Source organism: Methylobacterium sp. CM6244 (assembly GCF_054817885.1).
The window spans coordinates 4,145,601-4,167,240 of record NZ_CM139247.1 but is presented as its reverse complement, the minus strand read 5'-3'; the positions used below and the strand labels follow the sequence as shown (position 1 = coordinate 4,167,240).

Here is a 21,640-nt window from a genome sequence, read left to right as displayed (position 1 = left end):
TGGGAACGCGCGGCCAGCGACAGGTCGCGGACCGTCTCGTATCGCGCCATGCGTACCCCGTCTGGCGACCAAGTCAATTCTGGGTATACCGATATGGGTTATCGGCGAGGTAAAGAATACGAGATGGCGATAAGACGAGGCCTCGGCATTCCGGGCGTGCTAGGATCCTCCCTCTCCCGCTTGACGATCCGCCCCATCTGGGATGAGGGACATCGTAAGGCGGTCCGGCAACGCAAGCGGGGAGGGGACGACGATCATGGACGGCATCGCCGAGGAGCGGGGGCTTCTCTCCGACCTGATCCGCAACGCCCTGACCGACGAGATCGCCGCCGGCACCCTGAGCGCGGGCACGGCCCTCGACGAACAGGACCTCGCCGACCGCTTCGGCGCCTCCCGGACGCCGGTGCGGGAGGCGTTGCGCCAGCTCGCCTTCAACGGGCTCGTGGAGTTGCGCCCGCGCCGGGGCGTCGTCGTCACCCGGATGACGCCGGAGCGAATCATGGACATGTTCGAGGCCACCGCCGAGTTCGAGGCGATGTGCGTGCGTCTCGCCACCTACCGGATGACACCGCTCGAGCGCAGCCACCTCATGGACCTGCATGCCCAGTCGGAGGCGATGGTGGAGGCGGGCGATGTGGACGCCTACGACACGCTGAACCGCGGCTTCCACGAGGCCCTCTACGGCGCCACCCATAACGGCTTCCTGCTGGAACAGGCGCTCGCCTTGCGCACCCGCCTATCGGGGTTTCGCCGCACGCAGCTGCGCCATGGCGAGCGGATCAGGACCTCCCGCGCCGAGCACGGCGAGATCCTGGCCGCCATCGCCGAGGGCGACGGCGACGCCGCCGCGAGGCGGATGCGCGCCCACATGCTCAACGCCGCCAGTGCCATCGGCCATTACATCGCCGAACATGCCGGCGCGTGAGGCGATCAATCGCGACGGCGGACGGGATAGGTTCCGCCGGTCGTGCTTTGGTTTGGAATTTGCTCCGGGCCAGCGGCGGCCTTCGACCCTTACGAGAAGTCGGGCGACCTCGCTGGCCATTGTCCAAGGCGGACAATATGGTTGCCGGGAGTAGTTGGAGGTTTAGCCATGCGCCGTCGTCGATCCGTTGTCGCAGCAGTATTTTGCACAACTGTACTGGCGAACATGGCGGCACCCTCCATTTCCAAAGCCGCTATCTCAACGGAAAGCTTGAAGCGTGCGCCCCTCGCCCAGGACACGGTCAGGAAAGTCGTGAACGGCATCGCCGCCGAGCTGAGAGAAGGATACGTATTCCCCGATCTGGGAAAGCAGGCCGCGGATGCAATCCAACGTGATCTGGATGCCCATGCCTATGCGAAGGCGAGCGATCCCGGCGAGTTCGCCACGCAACTCACCGAACGCCTGCGGTCGCTTACCAGCGACAACCACGTGAGGGTGATCCATGGCGATCCCTTCGCGAACCGGCCCAAGCCTTTGGACATGCGAGGGACCGGCTTTCAGGTGAAGCGGTTGGCTGGCAATGTCGGATACATCCACCTCGCCAGCTTCATTCCGCCCGGGGATTTCAAGCCGGCCGGCGACAAGGCGATGCAGGACCTATCGGACACCGCTGCGCTCATCGTCGACATGCGCGACAATGGCGGCGGCCATCCGGCTTCCGTCGCCTACCTCGTCAGCTTCTTTCTCGATCCAAGCCAGCGCGTTCACATCAATGATCTGATCTGGCGCAATCGCGGGACGACGAGTTTCCGAACGGAGTCGTTCTGGAGTTCGCCCACCCGCGTGAGCTACCTCGGCAAGCCGGTCTACGTGTTGGTCGGTCCCAAGACATATTCGGCAGGCGAGGAGTTCGCTTACGATCTACAGGCCCTGAAGCGCGCGACCATCGTCGGTGAGAAAACGCGCGGGGGCGCCAATCCGGGTGGCCTCAACGAGCTCGGCTCGGATTTCTTCGTCGTCGTGCCGACCGGCAGGGCAGCGAATCCGATAACGGGCGGCAACTGGGGCGGTGTCGGCGTGAGCCCGAATGTGGCGGCCACCTCCGAGGTCACGCAAGAAGCGGCGCTGGCTTTGGCGACGCGCGACAGCAAGTTGTAGGGCCGGCACGTGCACTTTCAGCTCGTCCTTTCGGGAAAGCAGAAAGGAAAGACATCACCCGCTCCGTCGCCCACAGCCATACCGCACACCGAGACACCACCGATCCGCGCGCCACGTTGACGGCGCGCGAACCCGTGCCGTAAGGCCTCATCATGCGGAAGCTCTCGCCAGGGACGGTCGGCCTGCGCGCGATCATCGCCATGATCGCGCTCTACGGCCTGTGCCTCCAGGCCTTCCTCGGCACGATGACGCCACCGGCCCCGGCGGGATGGGGAAGCGCCCTCTGCGGGCATGACGCGCCGGGCGATCCCGCCGATGCGAGCCCGGCCTGCGCGCATGCGTGCTGCACGGCGGCCCATGCGGGACCGCAGGCGCCGGGACCGGACACGGCCTTCGCGACGGTGGTCTGGCAGGCTCGCCCCACCCCGCTTCCGCCACGTCCGGATGTGGTGGTCCCCGCCGCGCGGGCACCGCCCGACCAATCCATCGGATCGCGAGGTCCGCCTTCCGCCTGAGAGATCAGACCGTTTCGATCGCTCAGACCCGGATTGTTCCCGATGACCCCATCGTCCCAGGGCGGCACCCACGCATTTCGCGGGGCCGACGCCATGCGCGTATCCCGCGACGGCATCTATCGCGCCGTCTGGCGCTGGCACTTTTACGCCGGCCTGCTGTGCCTGCCCTTCCTCGTCCTGCTCTCGACGACCGGCGCGATCTACCTGTTCAAGGACGAGATCAACGCCACGCTCTTCGCCCACCGGACCGAGGTGGCGGCGCAGAACCGGGCGCCCGTGAGCGCGAGCCGCCTCGTCTACACCGCCTCCGAAGCGGTTCCGGGCGGTGTGCCGGTCTCCTTCACCGGCCCGGCCTCCGCGACCGCCTCCACCCTCGTGACCATGAGGGAGGGCGGCAGCCGGATTCAGGTCTACCTCAACCCCTACAACGCCGATGTCCTCGACGTCGTGAACACCGAGAACGACCCGATGATGGTGGTGAGGCGCCTGCACAGCCTCAGCTATTTCGGCACGGTCGCCAACGGGATCGTGGAGGTGGTGGCAGGCTTCGCGATCATCCTCGTCGTCACCGGCACCTATCTGTGGTGGCCGCGCGGGCAGGGGGGTGGTGTCGTGACAGTCCGGGCGAGGCCGTCCAAGCGCGTCTGGTGGCGGGACCTCCACGCGGTGACCGGGCTCGTGGCCGGCGCCGGCCTGTTCTTCCTCGCGATCACCGGCCTGCCCTGGTCGGTCTGGTGGGGCCAACAGGTCCGCGCCCTGTCGAACGAGGCGGGGCTCGGCCAGCCGCGCGCCCTGTGGGCGGGGAAGGCGGTGTCCGCCGTGCCGATGAAGGACCGGCTGACCCAGGCGGGCTGGACCATGGAGGACGCGCCGATGCCGGTCTCGCAACCGGCGGACGCGCCCGCCATCGGCCTCGACTGGGCCCTGGCCATCCTCGACGGGCTCGGCATGCCACGCGGCTACGAAGTCGCGCTGCCCGAGGGTCCCACCGGCATCTATGCCGCCGCGATCTATCCGCGCGAAGTCGATCGCCAGCGGCTGATCTCCCTCGACCAATATACCGGCGCCCCTCTGGTGGACGTAGCCTTCGCCGATCTCGGCAGCGTCGGGCAGGCGATCCAGTACGGAATCGGCCTGCACAAGGGCGAGTATTGGGGCCGGCTGAACCAGTTGGCGATGCTCGCCTTCTGCCTCGCCACGATCCTTCTCAGCGTCACAGCCGGAACCATGTGGTGGAAGCGGCGGCCGGCGGGCGGTCTCGGCGTCCCGCCCTGGCCGCGCGACCGCCGGATCGCCGCCACGGTCACCGCCCTGGTCCTCGGCCTGGGCGCGCTGTTTCCGCTGACCGGTCTCGCCATCCTCGCCATGATCGGGCTCGACCTCGGCATTCAGGCCCTGCGGCGCCAAGCGCGGCGGCCGGCGGCGGCCTGACGTCATCGACGCGGGAGCAGCCCCCGTGACCGACTTTATCCGCCAGTTTTGCGCCCTGCGCGCCATCCGCATCTGCCTCGGCAGCGGGTTGATCCTGCTCGCCCTGTGGGGACAGGCGATCGCGCCGCTGGCCGGCTTGCGGATGATGGCGGACCACGCCGTACCGGGAGCCTCGGTCGACCCACTCGTGCTCTCGGCGATCTGCGGTCATGCGGAGGGCTCCCCCGCCATCGGGGATCAGTCTCCCGCCGCGCCGGCCTGCAAGGCCTGTCCGCTCTGCGCCGTCGGGCTGTCGAGCCCACTCGTTCCCCAAGCGCCATCGGTGGCGCGGCGCCAGGGATGGCACGCGCTGGCCTGGCCGATCCCGCCGCCATCCGAGCCGGCCCGTCCGCATCGCCCCTCCGGCCAGCCGCGCGCACCGCCGACCGCGTCCTGATCCAGCGCGCGCCGTCTCCCCACGGCGCATCCCCTCTGCCGCGATCCGGAACGAACCCCCTCGATGCCCAGCACCCGTCCCCCTCACGCCCCACGCCGCACAGGCGCCCGGCGCGCCCTCCTCGCCCTCGCCGCCCTACCGCTTTCGTGCGCCGACGCCCTGGCGCAGGCCGCCGAGGACGGCGTCACCCTGCCGGAACTCTCCGTCGTCGGGGAGGCCGGCCGGAGCGGGTTCGGCGTCGCCTCGCCCCAGGGCTCGGCGCCCAGCGTCATCGAACAGCCCGTGGGGCAGGTGGTGACGCAGGTCGGGCGCAGCGGCACGATCGACAATCGCCCCGCCACGGATGTCGGCTCGGTCCTCGTCAACAGCCCGGGCGTCACCGTGCGCCAGGGCAACGGCGCGCGCGACGTCGTCATCTCGATCCGGGGCAACAACGCCCGCTCCACCGGCGTCACCAAGAACATGGTGGTCCTGGAGGACGGGTTCATCCTGACGCAGCCGGACGGGGCCTCCCGCTTCGATCTCGTCGATCCGCGCGCCTATTCCCGCATCGACGTGTTTCGCGGTCCGCAATCGGCCCTGTTCGGCAACTACGCCACCGGCGGCGCGCTGGCCTTCCGGACGCGGACCGGCCGCGAGATCGACGGCTACGAGATCGGCACCGAGGCGGGCAGCTTCGGCTATCTCAGCAATTACTTCACCGTTGGCGGCGCCAGTGGTCCGGTGGAGATCAGCCTGTTCGCCAGCGACGCGCGCGGCAATGGCTACCAGGGCCATTCCTCCTACGACACCCAGACCATCAACCTGCTGGCGAGCTACACGCCCACCCCTGACAACCGCTTCACCCTGAAGGTGATCAACAACCAGGTGAACGCGGACCTTCCCGCCCGCTCCTCCCTCGACCAGTTCGGCATCAATCCCTACCAACGCGGCTGCGCGGCTGCGGCCACCGCCGCCCCGGGCTGCACGCTCACGAACCTGCGCATCAACGGGGCCTTCGGCGCCACCGTGCCCGTCACGGCGGACGAGGGCGCCTTCGGGCGTAAGGACCGCCGCACCATCGTGGCGGCTCGCTGGGAGCACGATATCGACGCGCAGACCACGTGGCGCACACAGCTCGGCTTCGACGAGCGCAACTTCAACCAGCCCTTCTATACGTCCTCGTCGCGCGGCTCGTATCCGTCCTGGAACTTCCTCACCGACCTGACCCGGCGCGGCGACCTCTTCGGCCTGCCGGCGGTGGGCTACGTGGCGCTCGCCTACAACACCATCGACAACCACATCACGACCTTTAACCGCGCGCCCTATGGCGGACCGACGCTCGGCGCGCTGATCGGCGACCAGGAGGCCGTGCAATCGAATCTCGGCGGCCGCGCCCGGACGGAGGTCGCGCTCTCGGACCAGTGGACGGGCGTCCTCGGCATCGCGGCGGAGAACACCACCATCACCGGGCGCAACGTCGCCTACGGCTATTCGGCGGCGGGACGGACGACGACGGTGGCGACGACCGACCGCAGCTTCCTCAACGTCGCGCCCGAACTCGCCCTGGTCTACCGGCCGAACGCCGCCTGGGCGTTCCGGGGGCGGGCCGCCACGGGATACACCACGCCAGCGGCGAGCAACCTGTTCATCACCCCCGCCGGCCTTCCGGGCAGCAACACCCAGCTCCAGACCCAGGAGAATCTCGGCTTCGATCTCGGCGCCGACTGGACTCCGACGGAGAATCTGCGCCTCAGCCTGACCGGTTTCTACGAGTTCTTCCGCAACGAGCTCGTGTCACAATCCCCCGGCGCCGGGCTCCTGAGCTACACGTTCAACGCCCCGGCCTCGGAGCATCGCGGCATCGAGTTCGCGGCCGACTGGGCCTTCTCACCCGGATGGCGCGCGGTGGCCGCCTACACGTTCGACGACCAGATCTATACGACATACACCGAGCAACTCAGCGCCGGAGCCTTCACCGAAAGGTTCGACCGCGCCGGCAACGCCATCCCGGGCGTGCCCGCCCACCAGCTCCTCGCCCGCATCGGCTACGACCAGCCGACGGGTCCGCTCGCCGGCCTCGGCGCCTATGTGGAAGCGGTGGTCCAGGACGGCTTCTTCCTCGACAACGCCAACCAGTTGAAGGCGCCGGGCTACACCGTCGTCAATGCCAACGTGCATTACGCGGCCGACCTCCCCGGCGGATACGCCAAACGCATCAGCCTCTACGCGGAAGTCCGCAACGTCTTCGACGAGACCTACGTCTCCTCGGCCCAGAACCTCGCGAACTCCCTCAGCGCCACGAGCGGCCTGCAGAACGGTGCGGGCGTGCTCGCCGCCACCACGGGCTCGGTCTTCGCCGGGGCGCCGCGCAACGTGGTCGCCGGGATGAGGCTGTCCTTCTGAAAACGCCGACGGGCCAGATAGGGCATCCGGCCCGTCATTGTCAGGACGATCGCGGGGTCAGCGCCTCAGCGGACCCTTGTCACCACGTCACGCGCGCCGTCACCAGGGCCTGGAACGGCTCGCCCACGGCCACCAGCAGGTTGCTGGCCGCCGATGACGTATAATAGGTCTCGTCGAACAGGTTCTTGAGGTTGAGCTGGATCGTCGTCGCCCGACCGTTCACCGCCGTGCGATAGGCCAGGAAGGCATCGCAGACGAGGTAGTGGGGCATGGTGAAGGTGTTGGCGGCATCGCCCGGCCGCTCGCCGATATAGCGGGTACCGAAGCCGGCCTCGAGGAAACCGGGGCCGAGGCGCATGGAGCCGAGCTCGCCCTCCCGCGTCACCGCGCCGAACTGGTGGGTGAGGAAGGCGGAGGCCGTCACGCGCGGCGTGTTCTGAAGCTCCTTGCCCGCGAGGATGGGATCCTCGGTCACGAGGGCCTGGGTGAAGCCGTAGCTGCCGATCACCGCCCAATCGGGCAGGATCTGACCTGCGAAGTCGAGTTCGAACCCGCGCGAACGGGCCTTGCCGGCGGTGGTGGCGAGCCGTGCCCCGTCCACCACCTGGGTGACCAGCACATTGGCCTTCTCGACGTCGAACATGGCTCCCGTCACGGTGAGGCCGGGGCCGAGATCCGCCTTCACACCGACCTCGTAGGCCTCGCCTTCCTCGGGGGCGAGGGAGCCGTTGGTCTCCAGATCGGTGACGTTGGGCCGGAACGAGCGGCTGAAGCTGCCATAGAGCGAGAGGTCGGGCGTCAGCTTGTAGACGATCCCGGCACGCGGGACCGGCTGCACGCCGTTGATGTCGGTGGTGACCACGGACGGTCGTCCGGCATAGGCGAGCTGATCGTAGATCTGCGCGCTGATTCCGGCCACCAGGATGAGCTGGTCGGTGAGGTGGAACGAGTCCTGGAGATAGAGGCTGGTGTTGTTGAGCCGGTCGCGGACGTCGCTCCCCGTGAGCGAAACCTGGCTCGACGGGCCGAGGCGATCATAGATCGGGTCGAAGACGTTGAAGCCGCCCTGGTTCGCTCCGCGAATGGTGGTCTTGCGGAAGTAATCCACCCGCTCGTACATCGCGCCGGCCAGGATGTCGTGCCGCAGGCCGAACGTGTCGACGCGTCCGGTCAGGTCGAGGCGTGCCACATGCGCGTTGAAGTCGCCGCCCTGGGTCGAGTCGGCCCTTCGGGTCAGCATGCCCCTCTCGGCATTGTACGAGACCGCGCGGACCTGATTGTCGTCGTAGCCGAGATGGCTGAAGCTGTAGCCGAAATGCAGCCGCCAATCGTCGTTGAAGCGATGCTCGATGTCGAGGCTGGCGAGATGGCTCGTGGCGTCGACGCTGCTGAAGCGTTCGTCGAAGCGGCGGTCGCGCGGGACCTTCAGGGGACGGCCGGTGCGCGGATCGAAGATGGTGCCGCGGTCGAATGGAATATTATAATGCGAGAACTCGTAGGCCACCGTCACCTTGGTGTCGTCGCCCTTCCAGGTGAGTGATGGTGCCACGACCTGTCGTTCGATCGCTCCGAAATTGCGCCAGTATTGATAATCCTGGAAATCGCCGACCACCCGATAGGCGAGGTTGGTGCCTTCGATCGGCCCGGTCACGTCGGCCTGGACGAGACCGCCGCCGAAGCTCGTCCCGGTGATGCCGAGGGCGCCGTGTGACGTGAATTCGGGACGCTTGGAGACGAGGTTGATGAGACCTCCGGGCTCCGAGATGCCGTAAAGCAGGGAGGCGGGCCCTTTCAGCACCTCCACCTGCTCAATGGCGTAATTGAAGTTCTGCTGCAGGACCGTACGGCGGCCGTCCCGCAGGATCGAGCTGTCCCGCGTGGTCCCGAATCCGCGCCGGATCACGCCTTCCTGCGTGCCTCCGAGGCTGTTGGCCTGGGCGGTGCCGCTGACGTTCCGCAGGGCCTCGTCGAGGGAGAGGACGGCCTGGTCGCGCAGGACCGTGGCGGGCACCACGGCGATGTTGGCGGGCGTGTCGAGGAGCGAGGTGTCCGACCCGGCCCCGAAACTGGTGCGCCGGGGCTGATACCCGATGGTCCTCCGGCCATCGCCGTCGACGGTGATCTGATCGAGGGACACGGCCATCGGGGACGCGGCCTGCACCACGGGGCCGTCCTGGGCCCAGGCCGTGTCCGCGAGGACGAGGGCGGCTCCGCCCGCCAGCAACCACGGCAAGCGGTTGGCGGCTCGGCGGTCGAGCCCCACCGCGTTTGTCAGGCATCCTGTTTGGTCTTGCATTGTCGGCTCCGGGAACACTCCGGGATCACAAGTATTACCAATGATATATTCTGACAATATCTAGTGGAAACATTTTAATTCTTATAAATATGCAATTTAGTGACGAATCAATAGGTGATATTTTTCATAATAACCGATATTTCATGCGTCAGTAAATTTCTACTGCTTTGTCTTGCATGCATAATAGCCTGCTTATCGACGGCGCAAGGCGATATGCGTCCGATCGCATCCCCCTCGGAGGCGAGCGGAATCGAGCGCATCGCGGAGTCGGCGGATTGTGCAACGCTGCCGGATCGAGCTCAGGCAGGGCACTCGCGGACGGTCAGGGTGGTAACCGTAAGATCACATCTTGTCGGGAACTGGGACCGGGCGCCCCGACACCTCAGCAAGGTTGTAGCCTTCCCATGCGGAACGGCTTAGGGCGATCGGCAAAGCTGGCGGTCTCCTGAGAGCTGCCGCGACGAAGGAGTTTCGGATGACCAGACGCGGCTACAAGGGAGCCATCATCGCCGCCGGCCTCGGTGCCCTGGCCTGCATGGCCGGCACGGCGCAGGCGGCCCAATGCGGCAACACGGCCAGCGGTTTCGAGGCGTGGAAGACCCAGTTCGCGCAGGAAGCGAAGGGACGCGCCAGCGCCGCGAGCCTCGCCGCCCTTATGGAGACCTCCTATTCCGGCGCCACCATCTCGGCCGACCGGGGCCAGAAGAGCTTCCGTTTGACCCTCGACCAGTTCCTGGCCAAGCGCGGCGGCCCCACCATCGTCGCCCGCGGCCGCAAGCTGAAACAGACCAACGCCGCCCTGTTCGAGTCGATCGAGCAGCGCTACGGCGTGCCGGCCGGCCCGCTCCTGGCGATCTGGGGCATGGAGACGGGCTTCGGCGCCGTTCGCGGCAACATCAACACGCTCTCCGCCGTGGCGACCCTCGCCTACGATTGCCGCCGCTCGGACTTCTTCACCGACCAGCTCTACGCGGCCCTCACCCTCGTCGATCGTGGCATCCTCAACGCCTCGACCCGCGGCGCCGCCCATGGCGAGGTCGGTCACACCCAGTTCCTGCCCAAGAACGTGCTGACCTACAGCACCGGCGGAAGCCTCGACAGCGCCCCCAACGCGCTCAACGCCACCGCGAACTTCCTCAAGGGCCACGGCTGGAGGGCCGGAGCCGGTTACCAGCCGGGCGAGCCGAACTTCGCGGCCATCCAGGGATGGAACGCCGCCACCGTCTACCAGAAGGCGATTGCCCAGCTCGGACGCCAGATCGACGGCGAGTGACGGATTTTCGGGGCCCTGCGGGGCCCCGTTTTCGTTCGGTCGAGCCGATCGTATCGGGGACACGCGCGGCGCCGCTTCCCTAAGCCCACCTTGACTTGGCCCGTGCCCGGTCGATCTTCCGGCTTCGACGATGGCGTCGCAGCAGGAAAACTCCATGGCCGGGATCGTTCTCGCGGGATTGATCGGGATGGTGGCGGGACTGCGGACCTTGACCGCGCCGGCGGCCGTCGCCTGGGCGGCGCATCTCGGTTGGATCTCCCTCGACGGGAGCTGGCTCGCCTTTCTCGGCTACCGCTCGACGGCCGTCATCCTCACCCTTCTCGCGCTCGCCGAGTTCGTCACGGACACGCTTCCCGCCACGCCGAGCCGCACCGTGCCCGTGCAGTTCGCCGCGCGGATCGCGAGCGGCGCCCTTTGCGGCGGTGCGATCGGGACGGGCCTCGGACAGCCCGTCGCCGGAGCCCTGGCGGGCGCGGCGGGCGCCGTCATCGGAACGCTGGTCGGCTCCCGGGCGAGGGCGTGGATGGCCGCCTCCTTCGGGTCTGACCGGCCGGCCGCCTTCATCGAGGATGCCGTCGCCGTCATCGCTGCGATCCTCGTCACGAGCGCAATTTAGCACCGCGTCCGGGCTTCGCCTCCCGGCCCCGCCGACGGATTCGATCTCTTCCCGCCTTGCCGCTTCGTATCTCGTCCGTGACGGACGATAGAATTGTCGGCATCGAGGACCGGAAGCGCGATTGGTGCGTTGCAGTTCATCGTCACGCCTGACACCAGGACGCTCCGCCGTGGGGAGCGACCATCCGGGGCCGGGCGAGGAGAGGGCGATGGCCTTTGCACCACTCCGCCGCACGGCCGGACATATCCGGCTCCAGCCGGCGGCGGAGGGGGCAGGGACGTCGTGGCCGGGCCGGCAGGCACGGAGACCGATGTCTTCAACACGAGTGGTCGTGCGAGAGGGATCCAGGCCTCCCGAACGAACGATCACGCAAGCGCAGGCCCGAAGAGTCGGGTCGAGATGATGCCGGAGTTCCGTTGATGGCCAAGATCCTGCTGGTGGAAGATCATGAAGAGATCTGGGACTTCCTGTCCCGCCGTCTCAAGCGACGTGGCTACGACGTCATCCTGGCCCATGACGGCGAGGCCGGCGTGCAGCAGGCCCGCGCCGGACGGCCGGACGTGATCCTCCTCGATATGAACCTGCCCATCCTCGACGGCTGGTCGGCGGCCCGCGCCCTGAAATCCAGCGGCGATACCCGGGACATCCCGATCATCGCACTCACCGCCCACGCCATGCTGGGCGACCGCGACAAGGCGATCCAGGCCGGCTGCGACGATTACCATCCCAAGCCCATCGACTTCTCCAAGCTCCTCACCCAGATCGGCGCGGCTTTGGGCGGCGCGGAAACGCCGGCCTGACCGACGGTCCGATCCAGGACTTCGCGCGTCCCGTCGGGACGGGGCTTCCACTGACACGCGTCGAGACGAGAAGACCCATCCTCCATGAGTGACGATCCCATCACCGCGCGCCTGATGCGGCAGGCGATGCCGGTGTTCACGATCCTGGCCTCGTGCCTGCTGGTCGTCACCATCGCGTCGATGCTATATTTCGGCCGCGACATCATCGTACCCGTAGTCCTGGCGATCCTCCTCAGCTTCGTCCTGGTGCCCGCCGTGCGCGTGCTGAGGCGGGCGATGGTGCCGCGCGCCGCGGCGGCGCCCCTCGTGGTGGTGGCGGCTTTCGCGGCAATCATCGGGGTCGGGCTGCTCATCACCACCGAGGCGGGCCAGCTCGCCTCCGACCTGCCGCGCTACCAGATCACCATCCGCGAGAAGATCGCCTCGGTGAAGGAGGCGACCTCGGGCAGCGGAACCCTGTCTCGCATCGTCGACATGGTGCAGGACCTCGGCGAGGAACTGCAGCCCGCGGCCCCGAAGGACGAAGATCTTCCGGGCCGTTCGGGCAGCCGCGCCAACCCGCTCCACGTGGTGGTCGCGACCCCGCAGGCCGCCCTCGCCACGACGCTCGGCGCCTTCGTCGGACCGATCCTGCACCCGCTCGCCACCGCCGGCCTGATCCTCCTCTTCACGATCTTCATCCTGCTGCAGCGGGAAGACCTGCGGAACCGCGCCATCCGGCTCGCCGGCTCGGGCGACCTGCGCCGCACCACGGCGGCCATCGACGACGCCACGAGCCGGCTCAGCCGGTTCTTCCTGGCGCAGCTCGCCCTCAACATCGCCTTCGGCGCGGTCATCGGCACCGGCCTCTGGTTCATCGGGGTGCCGAGCCCGATCCTCTTCGGCGTGCTGGCGGCGATCCTGCGCTTCGTGCCCTATATCGGCGGCGCGATCAGCGCCTTGCTGCCCCTGATCCTGGCCGCTGCGGTGGATCCCGGCTGGTCGATGGTCATCGCCACCGCGCTCCTGTTCCTCATCGTCGAGCCCATCGCCGGCCATGTGGTCGAACCGCTGCTCTACGGCCATTCCACCGGCCTCTCTCCGCTGGCGGTCATCCTGGCGGCCACCGTCTGGACCTTCCTCTGGGGACCGATCGGCCTCGTCCTCGCGACGCCGATCACGGTCTGCCTCGTCGTCCTCGGCCGCCACGTGGACCGGCTCTGGTTCCTCGACGTCATCCTCGGCGACCAGCCCGCTTTGGCGCCGCCCGAAATCTTCTACCAGCGCATGCTCGCCGGAGACCCGGCCGAGGCGATCGAGCAGGGCCGGCAGGTGCTGAAGGCGCGGGCGCTGGTGACCTATTACGACGAGGTCGTGCTGGCGGGCCTTCGCCTCGCGCAGGACGACCTCGCCCGCGGGGCCCTCGACCGGTCGCGCCAGAGCGAAGTCGGCGCGGCGATCCGCACCGTGGTCGACAGGCTCAAGCTCGCGCCGATCAAGCGGTCGGGCTCCGCCGCGAATGCCGAAGCGGCGGCGGCCATCGCCGCCGCCGGACCGGATCGCAGCAGCGCCGGCATCGTCCTGGCGCGGGACGATCTCGCTGCGAACTGGCGCGGCACCACCCCGATCCTCTGCGTCTCGAGCCGCGGTCCCTTCGACGAGGCGGCGACCCTGATGCTGAGCCAGATCCTCGGCCGCCATGGTCTGGCCGCCCAGATGACCTCGCTGGCCGACCTGCGCGCCGACAAGCGGCCGGAGCGCACCGACGAGATTGCGATGATCTGCTTCTCCTATCTCGAACCGGTCAGCCTCTCGCAGATCCGCCTCACCGTCCGCCAGGCCCGCAAGGAGCTTCCCGGTGTGAAGGTGCTCGTCGGGTTCTGGCGCGAGCGCGACCCTTCGACCCTCGACCGCCTTCGCCGGACCACTTCCGCCGACGTGCTGGTGACCTCCCTCAACGATGCCCTCGACGCGGCCCTGCGCTATGCCGCGCCGGAGCGGGCGGGACGCGGCTGAGGCCATGACCGCTCGCGACCCCGCCCAATCTCATGCCGCCACCGATGGGCTTCTGGCCGGTATCACGGAGGCGGATGGGCGTCCTTTCCGCGCGGATGAGGACCGGCTCGCCTTGTCCGGCCTCCGGGCCGGGCGCGAGGAGCTGCTGGCGCGCATCCCTCCCGGCGAGGCGGCTCCCCCATGGTGGGACGGCAGGCATCGCGGCCTCGGCCTGTCCCGCGCGCATCTCGACGGAGCCGATCTCGTCGAGGCCGACCTGTCCGGCGCCAACCTGTCCGGCGCCTCCCTCGTCGGGGCACTGGCGCGCTCGGCCCGGTTCGAGGGCGCCATCTTGGAGGAAGCGAATTTCAGCGAGGCCGATTGCAGCGGCGCGGATTTCACCGGCATCGTCGGCGGCGAAGCGCATTTCTCCGACGCCATGCTGGAGGACGCCAACTTCACGGGCGCGACGATGCGCTTCGCCCGGATGCAGCGCGCTCTTCTGGACGGCGCGACCTTCGCCCGTGCCGACCTCTGGGGAGCCGACTTCACCGGGGCGGATGCCGATTACAGCCGGTTCGATGGCGGCCGCCTCGATGAGGCGAACCTCTCCGACATGAACCTGACCTTCGCCAATTTCGACGGGGCGAGCCTCAAGAAGGCGCGTCTCACCGGCTCGCGCCTGCGCGGCGCCAGCCTCGCCGGCGTCGCCCTCGACGGGGCCGACCTGTCGGGGGCCGATCTGTCCGACACCAACCTCGTGCGCCTCAACCTGATGTCGTGCCGCCTGAATCATGCACGGTTCTCGGGTGCGCTCCTTACCGGTGTCCGCTTCCGGGTGGACCAACTCGGCGGCGCGGTCGGTGAGGAGATCGCGGGCGAATACGAGGCCGCGCAAGCGAGCTATCTCGCCATCGAGCACAACATGAAGAGCATCGGCAGCCATGACGAGGCGAGCTGGGCCTACAAGCGCGGCCGGCGCATGGGCCGGCTCCATGCCGGTGCCGAGGCGCGGGCGGCCTGGGCCCGACGGACCCGGGCGCCCCAAACCTGGAAGCCCGTCCTGCAATCGGGATATCGCTGGGTCGCCGACCGGTTCGTGGAATGGCTGTGCGATTATGGGGAGAGCCTGTCGCGCATCGCCCGTGCCTTCGTAATCCTGATCTTCGTCTTCGGCGCCCTGTTCGGCATTGCCGGAGGGCTGATCCCCGAGGGCGGCAGCGGGAGCGCGACGTACAATCCCCTCGACCTCCTCAGTTATAGCGCCCTCAACATGATGACGGCGAACCCTCCCGAGATCGGCGTCAAGCCGGTCGGGAGGTTCACCAACCTCCTCGTCGGGATCGAAGGCGCCGCCGGGATCATCCTGATGGGCCTGTTCGGCTTCGTGCTGGGCAACCGGCTGCGACGATAGGCATTCGCCGGACGCGCCGTCCCCCGCACACCACCGATCCGTCATCGACATCACCGCGAGCCGCCCCGATGAGCACCCCGACCTCCTCCCGTCGCCTCTGGCGCTGGCGCAGCCCCAAGACGGTTCCCACCGCCCTGAAGGGGATCCCCGGATCACCCGTCGCCTTCGCCCTGTTCGCGGTCGCCCTCATCGCGGGCCTCGCCAACTACGTGTTCGCCGAGCGCAGCCGAACGGAAGCCACCCGCCAGCACGACATCATCACGCTGAACGAGCGCCTGCTCTCGACCATGAAGGACCTCGAGACGGGCATGCGCGGCTACACCCTGACGGGGCTGCCGAACTACCTCACGCCCTACAAACGGGCGCTCGACACCCTCGACGGACAGATCGGCGAGCTCGACCGGCTGGAATCGGAATCCGCCGATCCCGGAACCGCCCGGCGCCAGGAATTGCGGACCCTCATCACGGGTGAACGGGATTTCGCCCGCCGGGTGGTGGAAGCGCGGGATGCCAGCGGCTTCGAAGCGGCCGTGACCCTCGTCCGGACCGGGGAGGGCAAGCGCATGATGGACAGCATCCGCGAAGCCACCCGGGTCGGCCAGGACCATGCCCGCGACAGCCTCGCCCGCTCCGAGACGACGGAATTCTGGCGCGGGCTGATCCTGTCCCTCGTCTGCGCGGCCTCGGCCCTGGCTGCGATGGCGCTCCTCGGCCGCATCGCCCTGCTGCGCCGCCGTGACAGCCAGCGCATGACGGCTTTGCTCGACGGAGTTCTGGCCAACGCCCCCGTGGGCCTCGGCTTCCTCGACCACACCCTGTCGATCCGCCATATGAACCGCGCCCTGGAAACGATGAACGCGCGCGGATTCCAGGCGTCCCTCGGCGGCCCGATCTGGGCCGCCCTCCCGGAACTCGAAGACCTGCTCCGTCCGAAATTCGAGGCGGCGCGCGACAACGGCCTGATCACGCCCGATATCGACGTCGCGGTGCCGACCCCGAGTGCGCCGGGCGGCGTCCGCCATCTCCAGATCAGCGTCTATCCGCTGCCGGGCGCGGCGGGCCTCTCCGACGGGACGGTGGACGGCGTCGGTTTCGTCGTCACCGACGAGACCCTGCGCAAGCTCACCGAGGAGCGCACGCGCCAGAGCGAGCAGCGCTTCCGCTCTCTCACCGAGGCTACCTCCTCCATCGTCTGGGCGACTCCGCCGGATGGCGGCTTCACGGTCGCGCCGTCCGAATGGACCCGCTTCACCGGCCAGACTCCGAAGGAGGCCGCCGGCCACGGCTTCCTCGCGGCGATCCACCCCGACGATCGCGAGAAGACGCAGCTCGCCTGGGATCATGCGGTCACCCACGTCACCCTCTACGAGATCGAGCACCGCCTGCGCCGCCATGACGGCGTGTGGCGCTACATGGCCGTGCGCGGCGTCCCCATCCTCGACGAGGCGGGGACGGTCCGCGAATGGGTCGGCGCCCATACCGACATCACCGCGCGCAAGGAGGCCGAGCAGGCGCTGGAAGCCGCCAAGGAAGCGGCGGAAGAAGCCAACCGCGCGAAAAGCCAGTTCCTGGCCAATATGAGCCACGAGCTGCGCACGCCGCTCTCGGCGGTGATCGGCTATTCCGAGATGCTGCAGGAGGAGATGGAGGATCTCGGCCAGGAGAGTCTGCTCGCCGACATGCGCAAGATCGAGTCGAATGCCCGTCATCTCCTCGGCCTGATCAACGACGTCCTCGACCTCTCGAAGATCGAAGCCGAGCGGATGGAGATCTATGCCGAGGCCTTTCCCGTGGGCGAGATGGTGCGGGAGGTGGCCTCCACCGTGGACGCCCTCGTGGCCAAGAAGGGCAATACCCTCGTCCTCGATCTCGCGGACGATCTCGGCATCGCCCATACCGACCAGACCAAGCTGCGCCAGTGCTTGATCAACCTCCTCAGCAACGCGGCGAAATTCACCGAGAACGGGCAGATCACCCTCTCGGCCGTGCAGGAAGGCATCGCCGGGTCCACCTCGCTTGTCTTCCGCGTGACGGATACCGGCATCGGCATGAGCCCGGAGCAGCAAGCCAAGCTTTTCGAGCGCTTCACCCAGGCGGATGCCTCGACGACGCGCCGCTTCGGCGGGACCGGCCTCGGCCTCGCCATCACGCGGGCCTTCGCCACCATGCTCGGCGGACAGATCGACGTGGCGAGCCGGGAAGGGGAGGGAACCACCTTCACCATCCGGATCCCCGCGCAATACCGGGAGACCGCCACCGAGGCTCGGGAAGAGGCCCCCGACGGTTCCCCGGCGCAGCCGGCAGCCACGCCGAAGACCGGCGACCGGGTTCTGATCATCGACGACGACCCCGCCACGCGGGACCTGCTCACCCGCTTCCTCGAGAAGGAGGGCTTCCGGGTCGCGAGCGCGGCCGACGGCCGCGAGGGGCTGGAGCTGGCGCGCAGCCTGCGGCCCCGCGTGATCCTCCTCGACGTGACCATGCCGCGCATGGACGGCTGGTCGGTGCTGCGGGCCCTGCGCGCCGACCCCGATCTCGGGGCGACGCCGGTGATCATGGTGACGGTTCTCGACGAACAGAGCCTCGCCTTTTCCCTCGGCGCCACCGACTACTTGCACAAGCCCATCGAATGGGGGCACCTGAAGGAGGCGATGGAGCGATTCAAGGCAGGGGCGTCCGATGGGCCGGTGCTCGTCGTCGATGACGATGCCGACGTGCGCGAGCGGATGACCGCGATGCTCACCCGCGAGGGCTGGCGCGTGACCTCGGCCGAGCATGGCCGGGCCGGGCTGGAAGCGGTGGCCGTGAAGAAACCCTGCCTGATCCTTCTCGACCTGATGATGCCGGAGATGGACGGGTTCGGCTTCCTGCGCGCGCTCCGGGCGAAACCGGAATGGCGCGACATCCCCGTCGTCGTTCTGACCGCCAAGGACGTCACCGCCGACGACCGCCGGCGTCTCGCCGGCCAGGCCGACCGAGTGCTGCAAAAGGGCCAGCTCAGCCTGTCCGACCTCTCTGACGCCCTCAGATCCCTCGTGGCCTCATAAAAGGGTGGGGCCCAACTCCGACGCCGCGGCCGGCCGCGGCGTCGGCTCTGAAGGAGCGGGCCACGCCTCGATCCGCGGCCAGAGGTCCCCGTCGAACATCGGCGGTCATCCTCAGGCGGGCAGACGGTTCGCATCGGTTCAGATCGACTCGTAGGCAAAGAGGAGCGTGATCGTGGACAGGCCGATGAGGCCGATGACGAAGCAGATATCTGCAATCCGCTCCAATCGGAGAGCGAAGGGACGGCCATCGTCGAGGCGCATCGAGAGATACGAAGCCGCCGCACTGGCGAGGAACAGGATCGCCGTCAGCGAAACGGCCTCGTCCACGTGGCTCGGGCCGATCCGGGCCTCGGCGATCTTCACCAATCCCACCAGCGTCGTGCAGACACCGATCATCGTTCCCGCAGCGGGCAGGATGTGCTGAGACAGGGCACGGGCGCCGTGACTGCCTTTCGGGCCTCGTCCGTTCATGGGAGCTCCGGCGCTTGGAAGGTCGAGGCCGGACCGATCGCCGTCCCGCCCGGACCAAGGCAAGAGGCGAGCGAAACGGGAAGACCGGCCGGACATTTCCTGCCGGACCGCGGGCGGTCAGGTCGGGTTCTGCGGATCAATGGTACCCGCTTCGGTCTCGGTTTCTCCACCGGGAGCTTCGTCGAAGGCCTGCATCCAGGCTGCGTGATCGTCGCTTCCCTCAGAATAGGGGCAGCTTTCGCGTGTCCTGCCATAGAGGCGGGCGTTCCGCCCCTTGATGAAAGGGCTGTCGCTTGCGGTGGCGCCGTCGCTCATGGTTCGTGTCCCATCCCGGATGTTGCTGGAACCTGGGAAACGCGGCAGCGGCGGTGAGGATCGATTGCGCCGTCACCCTGCGACGAAAAACCCGCCGCGGCGTGAGCCGGGCGGGTGAAGGGAGAGTCTCTTAGCTGAACCATAACGGGCTCGCTCGCGGCAGGTTCCCTCATTCGCCCGGACGAACCGTTTCCCGAAACGCGACGTCCGCAGCTTGCGCGGCGCTCACCGGAATGGCAGTCCCGCCTTAACGTGCCGCAACGGGAAGCCACCTTGTCCGCGCAAACGCAGACGATAGCCGGGATCGTCATTTATCACCCCGACCAGGCGAACCTTCTCCGTCTCGTCGGCGTGCTCGCGCCCGACGTGCGAGAAATCGTAATCTATGCGAATTCCGCTCTGTCCCCGCAGGACGAGGAAACCCTCCGCGCGGCGGCGCAGGGCACGGATCTGTCCGTCATGCGGCCCGGCGTCAATCTCGGTCTCGGTATCGCCTATAACGCGCTCCTGGATCATGCCCGCCAGCGGGGCGCCACTTTCCTGTTCCTTCTCGATCAGGATAGCCTGCCAGAAGACGGCACGATCCCACGGCTCGCAGCACTCCATGGACGCCTGTACGCATCGGGCGAACGTCCCGCCATCGTTGGCCCGCGACCGACGGATTGGTCAGGCAAGCCTCTGAGGGCGCCCCCCGTTGAGACGAGCGATAAGGACGAGGCGCATGTCACGCGTGTGCAGTTCGTCATCTCTTCAGGCTCCCTCTTGGATTGCCGGGCGGCGCTGCCGATCGGCCCCTTCCGCGCGGACTTCTTCATCGACGCCATCGACATCGAGTGGTGCATGCGCGCGAATCACCTCGGCTACTCGATCTGGATGGCGGACGATGTCCTGATGGCACATGAACTCGGGCGAGGCCTGATCCGGCTCCCTTTCGGCCTGCTACTCACCGACCAGCCGCCGCGGCGACTCTATACCTTCCTGCGCAATCAACTGGTGATGCTCCGCATGGCGCACGTGCCGCTCGCCCACAAAGCCAAGACCCTGCTCGCCCTTCCCCTGCGCATCGCCGCATATCTCGTCCATAACCGCTTCTCGAGGGAAACACGGAATGCTCTCTGGCATGGTATTATCGACGGGGCCCGCGGCAAGCTGGAACTGAGAGAAAATGTGCTCGGGAAACCTTGATAAAAATCTAGAACATCGGCGCTTTGTGACAAAAACTCCCTATATATTGATAATTTAAGATATTCTCTATACCTCATCATACGCCAACACTGGTCCATCAAGTCGAAATCGCAGCGAACTCTGGAAACGATGCTCCGTAACATGCAATTGCGTTGCACGCACCAACCTCGTAAATCCATCTGACATTGAAAACCTCATTCACCCGTTGCGGTTTGTGACCGCGCCGTTCTGGGATCTGCACGATTATGGCGAAGAAGGCCCTCATCACCGGCATCACCGGCCAGGACGGTGCGTACCTGTCCAAACTCCTTCTGGACAAAGGATACGAGGTCTCGGGGCTCGTCCGCCGCTCCAGCACGGCGGAGGTGAACGATGTACGCCTGAAATGGCTCGGCATCGAGAAGGACATTCGCCTCATCGACGGCGACCTGCTCGATCTCTCGGCGATCCTGCGGACGGTGCAGGAGGTTCGTCCAGACGAGATCTATAATCTGGCCGCGCAGTCGTTCGTGAAGTCGTCGTGGCAGCAGCCCCTCCTGACGGGGGCCGTCACGGGCCTGGGTGTCGGAAACGTACTGGAAGCCTGCCGCCTGCAATGCCCGGACGCCCGTTTCTACCAAGCCTCGTCCTCTGAGATGTATGGCCTGGTCCAGCAGGAGATGCAGTCGGAGACGACGCCATTCTACCCCCGCTCGCCCTATGCGGTGGCCAAGCTCTACGGTCATTGGATCACGGTGAACTATCGCGAGAGCTTCGGTCTGCATGCGTCGAGCGGCATCCTGTTCAACCACGAATCCCCCCTGCGGGGCATCGAGTTCGTCACCCGCAAGGTCACCGACGGCGTCGCGCGGATCAAACTCGGCCTCCAGAACGAACTCCGGCTCGGAAACATCGATGCCCAGCGCGATTGGGGGCATTCGCGCGACTATGTCGAAGCCATGTGGCTGATGCTGCAACAGGACGTCGCCGACGACTACGTCGTCGCCACAGGCCGGACGGTGACGGTCCGTGACATGTGTCGGATCGCCTTCGAGCATGCCGGTCTCTCCATGAACGATTATCTCGTGATCGACCCGGCGCTCTATCGGCCAGCCGAAGTCGACATCCTCCTCGGCCAGCCCGCAAAAGCTCAGGCCAAGCTCGGCTGGAAGGCGAAGACGACGTTGGAAGAGATGATCGTGGAGATGGTCGATGCAGACATGGCACGCATCCGGCGCTGAAATCATAATGCCAATTACAATGTATTCCGAATTTTTTAAGCATGCGGAATACCTGATCGCCATCCATCGTTAGTACAATCTAAGAGAACAACCCCATACAATCGAGGATTAGCGGAATGCTTAAAATATCAGATAAGTTCACTCAATGATTTATCAAACATAATAATTGTACTGAATGG

At 67.1% G+C, this 21,640-nt stretch carries 17 protein-coding genes; 14 read left to right on the top strand and 3 right to left on the bottom strand.

Annotated elements, in window-relative coordinates:
* Positions 1 to 256: 256 nt before the first annotated feature.
* The 6 genes from ACYQML_RS19570 (at position 257) to ACYQML_RS19545 (ending at position 6,850) form a co-directional block, all read left to right on the top strand.
* Positions 257 to 925, top strand: coding sequence for a GntR family transcriptional regulator (locus tag ACYQML_RS19570; RefSeq protein WP_207411974.1), 669 nt, complete (start codon positions 257 to 259; stop codon positions 923 to 925).
* Between the two features lie 225 nt (positions 926 to 1,150).
* Complete coding sequence (locus ACYQML_RS19565; protein ID WP_461233772.1) at positions 1,151 to 2,083, top strand: S41 family peptidase; 933 nt, start codon at positions 1,151 to 1,153, stop codon at positions 2,081 to 2,083.
* 152 nt (positions 2,084 to 2,235) lie between these two features.
* Positions 2,236 to 2,598, top strand: coding sequence for a hypothetical protein (locus ACYQML_RS19560; RefSeq protein ID WP_056453094.1), 363 nt, complete (start codon positions 2,236 to 2,238; stop codon positions 2,596 to 2,598).
* A 42-nt stretch (positions 2,599 to 2,640) separates the two neighbouring features.
* Positions 2,641 to 4,029: a PepSY-associated TM helix domain-containing protein gene (locus tag ACYQML_RS19555; RefSeq protein WP_461233771.1), complete on the top strand. Its 1,389-nt coding sequence runs from the start codon at positions 2,641 to 2,643 to the stop codon at positions 4,027 to 4,029.
* Positions 4,030 to 4,054: 25 nt separating this feature from the next.
* A complete protein-coding gene (locus ACYQML_RS19550) occupies positions 4,055 to 4,465 on the top strand; it encodes a hypothetical protein (RefSeq protein ID WP_461233770.1) in 411 nt (136 codons plus the stop codon).
* A 63-nt stretch (positions 4,466 to 4,528) separates the two neighbouring features.
* Positions 4,529 to 6,850 carry a TonB-dependent receptor family protein gene (locus ACYQML_RS19545; protein ID WP_461233769.1) on the top strand — a complete coding sequence of 774 codons (2,322 nt, stop codon included), beginning with the start codon at positions 4,529 to 4,531 and terminating at the stop codon, positions 6,848 to 6,850.
* A 79-nt stretch (positions 6,851 to 6,929) separates the two neighbouring features.
* On the opposite strand, the gene ACYQML_RS19540 is transcribed toward ACYQML_RS19545, so the two are convergent.
* Positions 6,930 to 9,146, bottom strand: coding sequence for a TonB-dependent siderophore receptor (locus ACYQML_RS19540; protein WP_461233768.1), 2,217 nt, complete (start codon positions 9,144 to 9,146; stop codon positions 6,930 to 6,932).
* A gap of 475 nt (positions 9,147 to 9,621) precedes the next feature.
* Here ACYQML_RS19540 and ACYQML_RS19535 point away from each other — a divergent pair, with 475 nt between their 5' ends.
* The 6 genes from ACYQML_RS19535 to ACYQML_RS19510 all read left to right on the top strand — a co-directional run bounded on the left by ACYQML_RS19535 (position 9,622) and on the right by ACYQML_RS19510 (position 18,270).
* On the top strand, positions 9,622 to 10,419 hold the full coding sequence (locus ACYQML_RS19535; protein WP_461233767.1) for a lytic murein transglycosylase: 798 nt from the start codon (positions 9,622 to 9,624) through the stop codon (positions 10,417 to 10,419).
* Positions 10,420 to 10,573: 154 nt separating this feature from the next.
* On the top strand, positions 10,574 to 11,035 hold the full coding sequence (locus ACYQML_RS19530) for a DUF4126 family protein (RefSeq protein ID WP_207411948.1): 462 nt from the start codon (positions 10,574 to 10,576) through the stop codon (positions 11,033 to 11,035).
* Between the two features lie 419 nt (positions 11,036 to 11,454).
* On the top strand, positions 11,455 to 11,835 hold the full coding sequence (locus ACYQML_RS19525; RefSeq protein ID WP_018043373.1) for a response regulator: 381 nt from the start codon (positions 11,455 to 11,457) through the stop codon (positions 11,833 to 11,835).
* Between the two features lie 84 nt (positions 11,836 to 11,919).
* Positions 11,920 to 13,830 (top strand): AI-2E family transporter, encoded by a 1,911-nt coding sequence (locus tag ACYQML_RS19520; RefSeq protein ID WP_056427234.1) that lies wholly within the window; start codon positions 11,920 to 11,922, stop codon positions 13,828 to 13,830.
* A 4-nt stretch (positions 13,831 to 13,834) separates the two neighbouring features.
* On the top strand, positions 13,835 to 15,223 hold the full coding sequence (locus tag ACYQML_RS19515; RefSeq protein ID WP_246747904.1) for a pentapeptide repeat-containing protein: 1,389 nt from the start codon (positions 13,835 to 13,837) through the stop codon (positions 15,221 to 15,223).
* A 68-nt stretch (positions 15,224 to 15,291) separates the two neighbouring features.
* Positions 15,292 to 18,270, top strand: coding sequence for a response regulator (locus ACYQML_RS19510; protein ID WP_461233766.1), 2,979 nt, complete (start codon positions 15,292 to 15,294; stop codon positions 18,268 to 18,270).
* Between the two features lie 138 nt (positions 18,271 to 18,408).
* On the opposite strand, the gene ACYQML_RS19505 is transcribed toward ACYQML_RS19510, so the two are convergent.
* Both ACYQML_RS19505 and ACYQML_RS19500 read right to left on the bottom strand, forming a co-directional pair.
* Positions 18,409 to 18,741, bottom strand: a complete 333-nt coding sequence (locus ACYQML_RS19505; RefSeq protein WP_461233764.1) for a hypothetical protein — start codon at positions 18,739 to 18,741, stop codon at positions 18,409 to 18,411.
* Positions 18,742 to 18,858: 117 nt separating this feature from the next.
* Positions 18,859 to 19,056, bottom strand: coding sequence for a hypothetical protein (locus tag ACYQML_RS19500; protein WP_056427242.1), 198 nt, complete (start codon positions 19,054 to 19,056; stop codon positions 18,859 to 18,861).
* A 273-nt stretch (positions 19,057 to 19,329) separates the two neighbouring features.
* Between ACYQML_RS19500 and ACYQML_RS19495 the strand changes: the two genes are divergently transcribed.
* Both ACYQML_RS19495 and ACYQML_RS19490 read left to right on the top strand, forming a co-directional pair.
* Positions 19,330 to 20,241, top strand: a complete 912-nt coding sequence (locus tag ACYQML_RS19495; RefSeq protein WP_461233763.1) for a glycosyltransferase — start codon at positions 19,330 to 19,332, stop codon at positions 20,239 to 20,241.
* A gap of 245 nt (positions 20,242 to 20,486) precedes the next feature.
* Complete coding sequence (locus tag ACYQML_RS19490) at positions 20,487 to 21,461, top strand: GDP-mannose 4,6-dehydratase (protein WP_461233759.1); 975 nt, start codon at positions 20,487 to 20,489, stop codon at positions 21,459 to 21,461.
* The last annotated feature ends 179 nt before the right edge of the window (positions 21,462 to 21,640 follow it).